The organism is Trichocoleus sp. FACHB-262, assembly GCF_014696035.1.
GTDB lineage: Bacteria > Cyanobacteriota > Cyanobacteriia > FACHB-46 > FACHB-46 > Trichocoleus.
Genome location: NZ_JACJPK010000034.1, coordinates 318,682 through 331,329 on the forward strand (window position 1 = coordinate 318,682; position 12,648 = coordinate 331,329).

Below are 12,648 nucleotides of genomic sequence, written 5' to 3' on the forward strand. Positions count from 1 at the left end.
ATCTCACACCCGCATGCTAAACACCTGTGGCCCAGGTAACGCCTATATAAAGACGGAAGATAAGTTTTGTTACTAACACTAATAAATCCTTCGTCAGGCTGAGGTGCGATCGCCAATACAACGGGACGATGAATCCTAGCGATGTTCTGGCCGCAGAATTAGCCAACTTCCTACTTCAACTACATTAGGCAGATGGTTATTGCGTCCGGTTAATGTTGATCAATATAGTGTCTCAACAAGTAGGAGAAAGCATCTTGATTCACTCTATGTTGCTGGCAGCAGTCCCCGCTGCTACGTCCCAAGACCCCACTGCTTTGTGGAACTGGCAAGGTACCCCCATTATGATTGGTTCCTGCCTACTGGCTTTGTTCATTGCCAGCCGCACCGTCCGCTTTCCCAAAGTTGGCCCTAAGATGCCTCTCGGACCATTCTCTGGCCTACTGAACAACATGAGTGTTGCCACCTTCTTAGGCGCAATGAGTTTTGGTCATATCTTAGGAGTTTTAGGAATTTTACTTAGTTCCAGTTGGCTCAAATAAAAATAGCAACTCTACAAATTCGTTGATAGATTTAACTGCTCGCGCAAGCTAGAAAATTTGCTGCGATAGCTTTTAATCTACTATGACAAGTGATCTATAAAATTGAGAGAGGGATATGATTTTGTTGTATCTCTCTCTCAATTATTTTTTAGCTGTTATGCCTTTAACTCTGTAACTTTGTCAGTATTTGAGCGACTTCAACGCCGAGATTCTCAACGGTAGTTTGTTGAGCGCTATCTTTCAAGCTGCCATCTGGATTAAATGCTTCATGAGCTTTTGCGATCGCAATTTGGTCGGGAATGACTAAAACTTGGATATTAGACAGAATACTACGAACATGAACCAAGCCTCTTAACCCTCCTAAACCGCCCGGAGACGTACTCATAATTGCGGCTACTTTATCTGTAAAAGCAGCTAAGAAGGGTTCACCAGGGGTAGAACGAGAAGCCCAATCGATCGCATTTTTGAGTACCCCAGAGATAGAGCTGTTGTACTCAGGGGAAGCAATCAGGAGTCCCTGATGAGTTACCATGATCTCCTTAAATTTCAAGGCATTGGCAGGAATTCCTTCAGCCGCCTCTAGATCTTCATCATAAAGCGGCATTGGCAAATCGCGCAGATCTAAGAAAGTAACTTCAGCGCCCGCAGCGCGAGCCCCTGTAGCGGCAATTTTAACTAGGGTTTTGTTGTAGGAATTCGTTCGGGTACTGCCCGCAAAAGCCAAAATTCTGGGTGAGTTAGCCATAAAAATTGATTTCCAAAGATATCTTTATCGAAAAACAGAGCTGCGATCGCAGTTAAGTGAGTTTTAGCTAGTATCCTCAAACACAAAACGCGATCGCAGCTTTCAAATCTCATTCTAGAGACGAAAGTCAGCGATCGCGTTACGCTTAAATCACTCTAGTCAAGCTACTTAGAGCGACTAGGCAACACCCAAATAATCTGCCAGGTCTTCAGACCCACCAATCAATTTGCCGTCAATAAATACTTGAGGGACTGTTGTTCCTCCTGCCATTGCTCGCAACGAGCGTGTCGTCGCATTTTTACCAATCACAATTTCTTCGTAAGCGAGGCCGCGCTCCTTCAACATCTCTTTAGCCCGAACACAGAACGGGCAGCCTTCCTTTGTAAACAAGGAGACGCATTCAGGCTTCACAGCATGAGGATTGATGTACTTGAGCATTGTATCGGCATCCGATACTTTGAAAGGATCTCCTGGTTCTTCTGGCTCAATAAACATCTTCTCAATCACGCCATCCTTGACTAGCATGGAATAGCGCCAAGACCGCTTACCAAAGCCCAGGTCAGTCTTATCAACCAACATCCCCATGCCTTCGGTGAACTCACCGTTACCATCTGGAATGAGTGTAATATTACCAACGTCTTGGTCCTTAGCCCATTCGTTCATCACGAATGTATCATTGACCGAAAGACAAAGAATGCTGTCTACACCGTTTTCCTTAAAGGCTGGAGCCAACTCGTTGTAGCCAGGTAAATGAGTAGAGGAACAAGTCGGGGTGAAAGCACCAGGTAAGGAGAAAACGATTACAGTCTTTCCGGCAAACAGATCATTAGTTGTGATGTTAATCCACTGATTGTTCTGTCGAACTCGGAAGGTGACGTCAGGAACTCTTTGTCCTTCGTGGTTAGGCAACATAAGTTTCGCTCCTCGCTGGGTTTGGATGTAAAGTTTTGCATCCTATGACTGCTTAAAGCGTACTCATTATGAGTATGCCTGTCAATACACCATAGGAAGTTCTACCTGAATCAAGCTGAGAATAATAGAGGCGCTATAGGACTAATTTGGTTTTGTCCAGCATCACTCATTCAGGTGAGTCACCTGGGTGAAGTGCAAAGTTGAAGTAGATGCCTACACTAAGGCTGTATTGCCACAAGATCTATTTATGAATGCCACTATCTCATCGCCAACTTTACGGGTTTTGATTATTGAAGATGATCCAATGATGCAGTTGGGTCTGGAACAGTCATTACAAGCTGATTCGGCGTGCATTGTTGTGGGACAGGCAGAAGATGGGTATTTAGGTGTAGAGGCAGCTCTAAGACTCAAGCCAGACCTGATTATCATGGACATCGGTCTGCCCCGACTAGACGGAATCGCGGCCACTCAAAAAATTAAGGCTGCGCTCCCCGAGGTTCGGGTCGTGATGCTGACCTCACACACGGCAGAAACAGAAATTATTGCAGCCCTCTCTAGTGGAGCCGATGCTTACTGTATTAAGGGTGCCAGTTTAGATCGACTCCAAGCAGCGATCGCCGCCGCTCAGGAAGGTGCTACCTACCTCGATCCTCAAATTGCCCGGCGTGTGATTGATCACCTCAAGCCGCCTACGCCCAACAGTGGCATTGGGCAACTGTCGGAACGTGAACTGGAAGTGCTGAAGCTGATGGTTGAAGGACTAAGTAACCCCGAAATCGCTGCCAAACTCTACCTAAGCCCCAATACCGTCAAAACTCACGTCCGGGGCATCATGAATAAGTTATCGGTAGACGATCGCGTGCAAGCCGCAGTGGTCGCTTTGCGCTCTGGTTTAGTTTAAGTCTGGCGCGATCGCGAGCCGAGTTGGTGCGTAACTGCTAGAAGCAACCGCTGTCGCTAGGGGCAGCGTAAACCAGATGATCGAACCGGGTTCGGTGTTGATAACGCCAATTTCACCTCCATGCGCTTGAATGATTTGCTGACACAGGTGCAGTTGCACCCCCAAACTCGTAGAACAGCAAGCATGGGGCGATCGCACTTGCAATTCAAAAAAGCGATCGCATTCTCGAGAGTCCCAGCCCTGCCCATCATCGAGTAGAGTACAGCGCAGCATCCCAGCTCCCACTTCGGCAGCAAGAGTTAAATGCAGGCCCGGTGGATTGTGTTGCAAGGTTGCGGTTACTAGGTGGGAAACCACCCGGCGAATTTGGTCCGAATCTGCCAAAATGGGTGGCATATGGGCAGGAAGCTGCGGCGTAATTCTCGCTTGGTTGACGCTTAAAAGGGGTGCCAAGTCCTGCAAGATAGTTTGGCTGAGCGCTGGAAACTCTACAGGTTCCGGTTGCAGCGGTACGGTTTGCTCTGTCGTAGAGTAGGTTTCAAGCAAGGCGCTCATAGCATTCAGTTGGCGATCGCTGGCTTGAACCATCCGTTCTACTCTAGAGCGAGTGATTGTAACCGTCTCATCTCCTTGCTTGAGTAAGTTCCGCAAAACCATCAAGGTACCCATGAGGAAAGGGCGCAGATCATGCTCCATGACATGAAACAGTACAGCTTGCCGTTGACGTACTTCCTGAAGTTCAGTAGAGGCCTCTTGCAACAACGCTTCTACCCGATCTAGCGGCTCTAGTACGGTGTTGGTTGCGCTTATTGCGCTTAGATTAACGGTGCTAGCTTCTGCCTGAGGTTGACTGCCTACAAACCCTGATAACTTTGATAAATGCTGACTGGCGCGAGGGTCTGCGAGGAGTTGTTGTAGTTGGGTAAAGGCTGCTTCATCGCGACAGCAATTTCGTAAAGCCTGGAGATAGTTCACATCAGCAATCATAATTTAGTTCTTATAGGATTTAATTTTGGCGATAAAGCGAAGACAAGCGAATCTTTAGACAGTGATTTTGCCGCCCTAATCGGCAACCACCTGATATGCGTAATCTCAACCAGGCTGTGCCAATATAGTCAGCTTGGTAGTGGCTCAAACTTTATTAGATTTGGTTATACACATCGTTAAATTGCTGTGAAAATAACCAGTTCGCGCTAGTTAGGAAGACTGACTTCTTTGCGGAATCAGCTTGAGAGCAGGTGTAGCTGATTTCAAATTCAGTTTGTTTAATCACCTTAGTTTTATCTTAGGTGGGGGTAAGGCGATCGCACCTCGCTCACATGATTCACCCATCAAGGTGATTTTGTGGTTGCTCCTACAGGTGCCAAAGGTAAGGTAAACCAGAAGGTCGAGCCAACCTCAGGACTGCTAGTCACGCCCATCTCTCCCCCATGAGCCACAATAATTTGACGGCAAAGATATAAACCTAGTCCTAGTCCGGTAGAGCGACGGGTTTGAGGTCCGCGAGAATACAGCTCAAACAAATGCTCGCACACCTCTGGGTTGATACCTGCTCCGTTGTCTTGCACTCGGCAAAGCAGCGAGTTGTCTCCTTGTTCCACGCTGACACTCAAGCTCACTCCTGGCGGGTTGTGCTTCAGGGCGTTTGCTAGTAAGTTTTCTAGCACTCGGCGCAGTTGCAAGGGATCTGCTGGAACGGCAGGTAGATGGTTTGGAATCAAAGCTGTGGCGCTAACTTGGTTTTTAGAGAGCAGAGGCTCAAAATCCGTCAGCACATCTGTGATCAGGTGCCCAAGTTCCAGCGGTTCAGTCTGAAGGACAATCCCCCCCACTTCGCTGGCATGGACTTCTAAAAGCGAGTTAATTAAATACAATTGGCGATCGCTACTTTGAGCCATGCGCTCCAAAATGCTACGGGCCACCGGGATCACCGCCTTGCCAGAACCGTTGGAGTCATCAATAGGCAGCGATTCACTTTTGAGCAAATTCCCCAACACCATCAACATCCCAGTCACTGGGTTGCGGAGGTCATGAGAAACGGCGTGCAAGAAAACCCGCAATGCATCTTCCACCCGCTGGCGTTCAGCAATTTCCACCAGCAGTTGCTCATTGGCCGCTCGAATATCCGCAGTTCGCTCCTGAACTCGGACTTCTAACTCTTCATTGCGCTGTTCTAGAACGCCAAAGGAAGCGCGTAACTGCTCCGCCATATTCTGAAACGCCCGAGCCAAGACCCCCACTTCATCTTCTCGCTCCACGGGCACCGTTTGCTCCCACTCACCTTGGGACAAAGCTTTAGCCGCTCGGCTCAAATGCAAAATCGGCTGCGCAATCCAGCGTGAGGTGAGAATTCCCAACGCGATCGCAGCAATCAAGGCGGCCAAACACAGCAAAATTGTCGATTGCGTGTTGGCCTCGATTTGCTCCATGAAGTCTGTTTCTGGTACTACCACCACGATCAGCCAATCCAAACCTCGCTGATCTGGTAGCGGTAGCACTTGCAGAAATTGACGTTTACCCTCCAACTGAAAGTCGAGCTGTTGGCTACCTTGAATTTGCCGCAAATCACCGAAGCGTTGCTGTAAGTGCTGCGCCGTTGCTCGAATCAACTCATTGCGGCTAGCAGTCGCGGCCAGTCGTTCCTGCGTTTTGCCATCAGCGCTGAGGATGAAAGGTTTCTCGGGCAGCGAAGTTGCAACTAGAAGCCCCGATCGCTCCATGATAAAGGTTTGTCCCGTTTTACCAATCTTGAGGCTGCGGAGAAAGTCGCCGATTTGAGACAACACCAAATCAGCCGCCGTCACCCCAATCAATTTGCCTTGGGCATCGTACAGTGGCTGGTCGGCTGTGATCGTGAGTTTTTGCGTGGAGAAGTAAGTGTAAATCTCGGTCCAAATCGGTTTACCCGCTTTCACACTGGTTTTGTACCAATCCCGCTGACGCGGGTCATAATTGGGTTTACTTTGCACCAGTTGCGTGCGGTTTCCTCGGCTATCCGTGGCGTAGGTTTGGAAATTTCGACCTGTGGCGCGATCGGAGACTTCAATCTGTAAGGCACCATTATCTAAGCGCTCTACTCCGATGTATTCTGCCTGCTCTGTCCCCAACGAGATGTAGCTCACCGTCTTAAATTGCTGCATCTGTTGCCAGAAATAGCGTTCTAAACCAGGGATGTTTTCAACGTTCAGTAATCCCAAGCGAATGGCATCAGCGTTAATGCGGTTGACGAGATGAGGAGTTTCTAGATAAGTCGTGACATGCTGCTGAATCCGGGCTGTTACCTCAGTCCGTAGCTGGCTAGCCACATCGTTGACCGCGTTCTGACCATTACGTAGCGACAGCCAACCCGTCAGCCCCACTGCGATCGCAATTTGCAAGACAAAAGGAGCGACCAGAACCGTTTGCAGTGGCACTTTCTGCAATCGCTTCGTGATAAGAGTGGCAGGGTGTTTCATGCAGGCGTCCTTGCCAATCCGCAGAATCTCGCAACGCTTTGGATCAATATATACCTTTTAGCGTCAATTCTGGCAGTCCAGCTTACTTACATAGAAATTAACCTTGAGTTTTGAGGGTGAGGACTTGAGGTGGGGTGGAATCAGGCGGATAAATCAAATCTAGCTGCACAGAACGGCCACTGTTGGGAGGCAGAGTGATCATCTCTAACGGCTCCAGTACTTGTCCCTTACGGTGCCACAAATGCACATACCGAGTCTTAAGCTGGCCTCGATCATCTGGGTAACGCAGACGTACAGTGCCTCGAAAGAAGGGCACATCAAAAGGGGGTTGGCGGAAACGCAATCCACCTTGACTGAGACGATCTTCCTTTAAAGGAGTTGCTAAGGTGAAAGCCACTTTCTGAGGCTGTTGAGTCGGGTTGAAAAGCGGCAAGGTCAAGTTGTATTCCACACCATAGTTGGCATGGGATTCGTAAGCGGTATCGGGGTAGCGCACCAGCATTTTAGCCGCTTGATTTTGCTCCGTGCCCAAGCGACCTGCTCGCACTGTGCTGATGGCATAAGATACCGCCTGCCCTGGAGCAGGAATGGTTAAGTTTTTGGCTCCAGGGCGATCGCTGAGTTGAGCTTGCCAGCGCGATCCTTGAGCAACTCCTGCAACTCGACCATAAATCAACTGTCCGCCTGCCTGTTCGGGTGGGGTTGGTACTTTGTCGCGAGGTCCAGAGAGAGTCCCAGTGTCTAGTAAAGCTTGCCACTCCGCTAAGGTGGGGGCGCGATCGCTACCATTGGCATTTTTCTTGGCAAACATCATCAAGCTGGCCGCGTAGACCTTGCCATTACTACGCAGCCGCAGATAACCCGATCGCCCATTGATTGGTTTCTCTAAACCCCGCACTGGCATCGGGTGGTTTAGGAGCATCCGGCTTTGACCTGGCGGAATTACCAGTTGAGCCGGAAAATCAGCTTGGCGCTTGCCCTGAAGAATATCTGTCACCACGCGATCGCCTGGCCCTGCATAGACTGTATTGTTGGGATTGTCTACATAGGTTGGCAGCTTGATGTAGGGAGCGCTTTGGGTCAGATAAGTCGCGCCTTGCAACACATCAACAGTTACTGGTTGCGAACTGGAGTTATGCAGCATCACACCCAAGTAGAAAGTTTGTAGATCCTTCGGGGTATGCGTTTGGTGGTGAATGAATAAATCGAAGCGGCCCTGAAACGGAAAGTTTAGATGGGCAGTCGGTGTTTTCTTGCCCGTAGGCGGCAGAGTCGAAAGCAGAATTCCCTCAGTCTTAACCCACTCCGGGCTATTGCTGTTAAACATCGGCACCTGATCTAGCTGCCCTGGCAAAGCTCGCACCGGTTGCGGCTCCACGATGATTTGGGGAGTAGGTTTCGGGCTAGGTGGCGCTCCTTGAGCGAGGTCCGACGCAGATAAAGCTGTTTTACCAGCAAGTAATAAGCTGTAACTGCCTACCCCAACCAGGGCTAGAGCAGAGATCAAAGCGATCGCGATGTGATTTTGCTTCGGCCTCATAAACAATTACCTACTTGGGTCTCACATAAAGGGATACATCTTGTAGAGACCCAAATCCTGGAGCCAAAGTGCCGTTGTAACTACTTCCAAAACAGGAAATGGTTCACTCAGGCGATCGCCAAGTTAGCCGTTTTGAGGTGAATCAGGAGCTTGACTGTCTAAAACAGAGTTTCTTGATGGCAGGAGTTGAGGCAACAACAAACCAGAACGCGCTTTGTACTCAGCAAACTCTGGGTAACGCGCCAGAGATTGGTCCTTCTTCCGCATATTCGGGATAAACAAACCTGCGGCAAACAGAGCCAGAATCACAAACGGCAACCAGTGCTGAGCTAAAAGCGCAAACGAGCTGTAGATCAGCACTTCCCCCAAGTAGTTGGTGTTGCGGCATCGGGCAAAAAAGCCTTCCGTAATTAAACCAGGATGATATTTCAGCGTGAAGTATTTCTGAGCATCGCTGCTGTAGTGGAGGAATACACCAAGGATGTTTAAGGCCACAGCTGCCGCAATCAGAGGAGCCGACGGCACAACACCACGACTAATCAGCAAGAAGGGAGCAACCCAATACAAAACTAGGATAATGCCAACAAAAATTCCTTGCCCTGGTGAAATCTTCTGCTCCCACTGCTTGTCGGGAAAGAGCTGATCTTTAAGCAACCAAAGCAGGCCGTAGGTGCCATGAAGTGCCAAATAAATCCACGGACCGATGGTGAAGTTCTGATAAGCCCACATCAGTCCTAGGACTACAAATCCAGTCAACCCCTTTTGCAAGTTAATAATATGTTTCGCTTTCATCAGCGTATCCTTTTGATCTCTGATTTATGATTGAAGGCAGCAATACGGAAACTGGCAAAACCGCTTAAGGCTCGACGCTAGCCTGATAACGTTGCTTCGCTAGTTCAACTTGCCTTTGGCGGGCTACTTGGCGGGCTCTTTTTTCTTCTGTAAGACTATCAAAGCAATGAGGACAAGAAATTCCTTCTTGGTAATGTTCTGAAGTTTTGTCTTCGTCTGAAATAGGTCTACCACAAGCCATACAAGCATCATAAGAACCAGGTTCTAGCCCGTGACGCACCGCTACTCGCTGGTCAAACACAAAGCACTCGCCTTCCCAAAGACTTGCTTCGGCTGGGACTGCTTCGAGGTACTTCAAGATGCCGCCTTTCAAGTGATACACTTCCTCAAACCCCTGCTCCAGCATGAAGGAGGAAGCTTTTTCGCAGCGAATTCCACCCGTACAAAACATTGCAACTTTCTTATGTTTTTGGGGGTCTAAATGCTGGCGAACATAGTCAGGGAATTCTCGAAAGGAAGCCGTCTGGGGATTGCAAGCGCCTTGAAAAGTACCGATTTGCACCTCGTAATCATTGCGCGTATCAATCACCACCACGTCTGGATCGGCAATCAGATCATTCCACTCTTCTGGACTGACGTAGGTTCCTACTTTCTGGTTGGGGTCAACCTCAGGCACGCCTAAAGGCACGATCTCTTTTTTTAAGCGAACTTTCAGGCGATCGAACGGGGGAGTATCTGTATATGACTCTTTGTGCTCTAGGTCGGCAAGGCGCGGATCAGCCCGCAAAACAGAGAGAACCGCATCGATCGCTGAGCGAGATCCGGCGATCGTGCCATTGATGCCTTCTGAAGCGAAAAGAAGGGTGCCCTTAATGTCTTGGTCTAAACAATAGGCCAAGAGCATATCTTTTTTCTCAGCGAAGTCTGGCAAGCTGACAAATTTGTAGAGTGCGGCAACAACAATTTCGGTCATGCTTCCCGTACGAATCAAGCGTCTAAACACATTTTAGGGCACACCGGAGTGCGCCCTAGTAGTTAGTTTTGGGTGGGACAAAGCCCATTCCTCTCAATCAGACTATTACTCAGACTATTACAGCGCTACAGCAACTGGTTTGTGACGGATGCGATCGTAAATCTCGATGTAATCCTTACCCGGATGGTTCCAAGAGTAGTCGTATTCCATGCCTTGCTTCACTAGTTGTTGGAACTCTTTGGGGTAATCCCGCCACAGGCTCAAAGCTCGATTCATGGTTGATTCTAACGCTTGATAGTCAGAATCATAGAATACATAGCCATTGCGGGTTTCGGGCAGGTGGTCTGAATCGTGGTCGCGATCGAACACCGTATTCACCAGACCCCCCACACTCCGGACGATCGGCACTGTGCCGTACTTTAAGCCAATCATCTGAGTCAGGCCACAGGGTTCGTAGTTGCTCGGCACCAAAATCATATCGGCCCCAGCGTAGATCAGGTGCGACAGTTCTTCGTTAAAACCCAGCTCCAGATGCACATCTGGATGATCGTTTAAAAAGCGCTTTTCGTGCTGGAAGTGAGCATTAATTCCCGCTTCGGTGGCGGAACCTAACAAGACAAACTGGGCACCGTTATCGATGGCGTGATAAATGGCGTGATGCACCAGGTGAACGCCTTTTTGGGCATCCAGACGGCCAATATAAGCAATGATTGGTTTGTCAACATCTTGCAACAACAGGCGATCGCGCAGCGCTTTCTTGTTCTGGGCTTTGCCTTCTAAGTTGTCCTTGGTATAGTGGTGTGGAATATAGCGATCGACTTCAGGGCTCCAGAAGTCTAGATCAATGCCGTTGAGAATTCCGGTAAATTTGTCTTGATGCATATGCAGCGTGTGGCCCAGACCAGACCCCACCTCTGTATGACGTGCTTCCCAAGCGTGGTGCGGTGAAACTGTGGTTACTGCATTGGCGTAAACAATGCCCCCTTTCATCAAGTTCAAGGCGAAAGGGTTAAAGTTGTCTTGCAGGCGATCGGGTTGGAAATAGTAAGGTTCGTTGTTGAGTCCGGTGGCCCAAAGAATTTCGTTGCCCGCAAAGCCTTGATGCTTAAAGTTATGAATCGTGTAACAAACTCGCTGGAGCCCCATTTCATACTTGTAGTTTTCAAACAGCATGACGGGAACTAAGCCAGTCTGCCAGTCGTGGCAGTGGATGACATCGGGACGCTTATTGCTTTGTTGCAAAAATTCTAGAGCGGCCTTGCTAAAGAAGGCAAAGCGCATGGTGTCGTCGTGGCAACCATAGTAACAACCGCGATTGAAGAAATCATCGCGAGAGTGAGGCTCAATAAAGAAGCAGAGTTGCCCATGTACCCAGCCGCAGTAAACCGAGCAGTGAATTGTGCCGCCATACCAGGGCACCCACAGGTCACGGTAGGCATCGTGCAAGCCCCAAATATGGTCGTAGCGCATGCAATCATATTTGGGCAGAATCAGCTCAACGCAGTGTCCTCGCGTTTCTAATTCGCGGCTGAGTCCATAAACCACATCGCCCAAGCCTCCGGCTTTGATGACTGGAGCGCACTCAGAGGCAATTTGTACGATGTACATCTTTACTCCTCGCTGATCAAAAGGGTTTTGTTATCTTCACAAAAGTATATTTATTTCTCGCGAAGGAGCAACCCCATCATTCGGCATAATCTGAAATCAGCACATCAGGTGATGTTGACAGGTAAACTCGGGGAGAATTACCTAGCGATCGCTTTAATTCACTAAGCCTGAACGCAAGCCTAAAACCGCTGCATGAGTACGATCGCTGGCTCCCATTTTGTTTAGGATATTACGGACATGGGTTTTCACCGTGTCCAGCGTGATATAGAGCTTTTGACTAATTTCCTCGTTCTTGTGCCCCCCCACAATTAACTCCAGAATTTCTAGCTCCCGTTTAGTTAAAGGGTCAGCGCCTAGAATGGGGCCTACTGCTGGGTCAATCGGTTCAATACTCACAGAGCCAGGGCTAGAATCGTTGGTGTCTTGCTCAATCGTTTGCTGATAGTGGGACAGCACAATCCGAGCGATCGCGGGATCGAGCCAGGAATTTCCCTGGTAAGTTGCCTCAATCGCTTCTAACAAATCTTGGTGATTAGTTTTGTCTTTTAAGCAGTAAGAATCTGCGCCTGCGGCAAAGGCTTGCATGACCAATTCTTCATTAGCTTCAGTGCTAAAAATCAAAACTTTCAGGTCGGCAGATTCTGCTTCCGACTCTGGGTTCTTAATCTGCTGAATGACCTCAATGCCACTGATATCAGGCAAATCCAGTTCGATAATGACCAAATCGGGCTGAGTTTGTTGCAACAGGTCTAAACCTTCTCGCCCCTTGGCCGCTTCCCCGACAACAGTGATTAGATCACTTTGTCCTAAAGCCGCTTGCATCCCATACCGACTGAGGTCTTGAGATTCAATTAGGGCCACACGAATTTCACTCATTTGCAACCTTCACCACTGCCTGATAAGGATGGAGCTGATTTAACAAAGCTTTTATAAAGACGTTCTAATCAGCGCAAAAGTGCCCGTGTAGAAAATTATTAATTAGTTCAGTACTACTGAAGCCATCAAAGAGAAAAAACTGCGATCGCAACCCTAAAAGCCTTTTCTTAGCTGGAATCCAGCGCTTGGTATTGTAGTTAAAATCTTGATTAAGCTAACCCAATCTAAACCCACTTTGTAGTTTTTGTCTTCCTACAAAGCTTTAAGTGCAATTTCATAGTTACGAGTTTTCACTAAAATAAATTAA

11 protein-coding genes are annotated in these 12,648 nt (G+C 48.6%); 2 read left to right on the top strand and 9 right to left on the bottom strand.

The features are described from left to right. The first annotated feature begins 254 nt into the window (after window positions 1-254). Window positions 255-539 carry a photosystem I reaction center subunit PsaK gene (locus H6F68_RS07840; protein ID WP_242016965.1) on the top strand — a complete coding sequence of 95 codons (285 nt, stop codon included), beginning with the start codon at window positions 255-257 and terminating at the stop codon, window positions 537-539. Window positions 540-702: 163 nt separating this feature from the next. Here H6F68_RS07840 and H6F68_RS07845 read toward each other — a convergent pair whose 3' ends face one another. Further along, on the bottom strand, window positions 703-1,284 hold the full coding sequence (locus H6F68_RS07845; protein WP_190557886.1) for an NADPH-dependent FMN reductase: 582 nt from the start codon (window positions 1,282-1,284) through the stop codon (window positions 703-705). A gap of 177 nt (window positions 1,285-1,461) precedes the next feature. After that, window positions 1,462-2,196 carry a glutathione peroxidase gene (locus H6F68_RS07850; protein ID WP_190557889.1) on the bottom strand — a complete coding sequence of 245 codons (735 nt, stop codon included), beginning with the start codon at window positions 2,194-2,196 and terminating at the stop codon, window positions 1,462-1,464. Window positions 2,197-2,383: 187 nt separating this feature from the next. Between H6F68_RS07850 and H6F68_RS07855 the strand changes: the two genes are divergently transcribed. Further along, complete coding sequence (locus H6F68_RS07855) at window positions 2,384-3,097, top strand: response regulator transcription factor (RefSeq protein WP_313930055.1); 714 nt, start codon at window positions 2,384-2,386, stop codon at window positions 3,095-3,097. Here H6F68_RS07855 and H6F68_RS07860 read toward each other — a convergent pair. The 7 genes from H6F68_RS07860 to H6F68_RS07890 all read right to left on the bottom strand — a co-directional run bounded on the left by H6F68_RS07860 (window position 3,089) and on the right by H6F68_RS07890 (window position 12,341). Further along, entirely contained in the window at window positions 3,089-4,084 is a 996-nt protein-coding gene (locus H6F68_RS07860; protein WP_190557891.1) for a sensor histidine kinase KdpD, read from the bottom strand. The genes H6F68_RS07855 and H6F68_RS07860 overlap by 9 nt on opposite strands. A 344-nt stretch (window positions 4,085-4,428) precedes the next feature. Beyond that, entirely contained in the window at window positions 4,429-6,552 is a 2,124-nt protein-coding gene (locus tag H6F68_RS07865) for an ATP-binding protein (RefSeq protein ID WP_190557893.1), read from the bottom strand. Between the two features lie 97 nt (window positions 6,553-6,649). After that, window positions 6,650-8,092, bottom strand: a complete 1,443-nt coding sequence (locus tag H6F68_RS07870; RefSeq protein WP_190557895.1) for a DUF3370 domain-containing protein — start codon at window positions 8,090-8,092, stop codon at window positions 6,650-6,652. Window positions 8,093-8,215: 123 nt separating this feature from the next. Further along, entirely contained in the window at window positions 8,216-8,884 is a 669-nt protein-coding gene (locus tag H6F68_RS07875) for an isoprenylcysteine carboxylmethyltransferase family protein (protein WP_190552983.1), read from the bottom strand. A 64-nt stretch (window positions 8,885-8,948) separates the two neighbouring features. After that, entirely contained in the window at window positions 8,949-9,857 is a 909-nt protein-coding gene (locus tag H6F68_RS07880; RefSeq protein ID WP_190557897.1) for a rhodanese-related sulfurtransferase, read from the bottom strand. Between the two features lie 117 nt (window positions 9,858-9,974). Beyond that, complete coding sequence (gene glgA / locus H6F68_RS07885) at window positions 9,975-11,465, bottom strand: glycogen synthase GlgA (RefSeq protein WP_190557899.1); 1,491 nt, start codon at window positions 11,463-11,465, stop codon at window positions 9,975-9,977. Between the two features lie 153 nt (window positions 11,466-11,618). Next, window positions 11,619-12,341, bottom strand: a complete 723-nt coding sequence (locus tag H6F68_RS07890; protein WP_190437314.1) for a response regulator transcription factor — start codon at window positions 12,339-12,341, stop codon at window positions 11,619-11,621. Window positions 12,342-12,648: the final 307 nt, after the last annotated feature.

Coding starts and splice junctions, on each gene's coding strand:
- H6F68_RS07845 (WP_190557886.1), bottom strand. CDS start 1,284: ATGGCTAACTCACCCAGAATTTTGGCTTTTGCGGGCAGTACCCGAACG.
- glgA (WP_190557899.1), bottom strand. CDS start 11,465: ATGTACATCGTACAAATTGCCTCTGAGTGCGCTCCAGTCATCAAAGCC.
- H6F68_RS07860 (WP_190557891.1), bottom strand. CDS start 4,084: ATGATTGCTGATGTGAACTATCTCCAGGCTTTACGAAATTGCTGTCGC.
- H6F68_RS07870 (WP_190557895.1), bottom strand. CDS start 8,092: ATGAGGCCGAAGCAAAATCACATCGCGATCGCTTTGATCTCTGCTCTA.
- H6F68_RS07875 (WP_190552983.1), bottom strand. CDS start 8,884: ATGAAAGCGAAACATATTATTAACTTGCAAAAGGGGTTGACTGGATTT.
- H6F68_RS07890 (WP_190437314.1), bottom strand. CDS start 12,341: ATGAGTGAAATTCGTGTGGCCCTAATTGAATCTCAAGACCTCAGTCGG.
- H6F68_RS07865 (WP_190557893.1), bottom strand. CDS start 6,552: ATGAAACACCCTGCCACTCTTATCACGAAGCGATTGCAGAAAGTGCCA.
- H6F68_RS07880 (WP_190557897.1), bottom strand. CDS start 9,857: ATGACCGAAATTGTTGTTGCCGCACTCTACAAATTTGTCAGCTTGCCA.
- H6F68_RS07850 (WP_190557889.1), bottom strand. CDS start 2,196: ATGTTGCCTAACCACGAAGGACAAAGAGTTCCTGACGTCACCTTCCGA.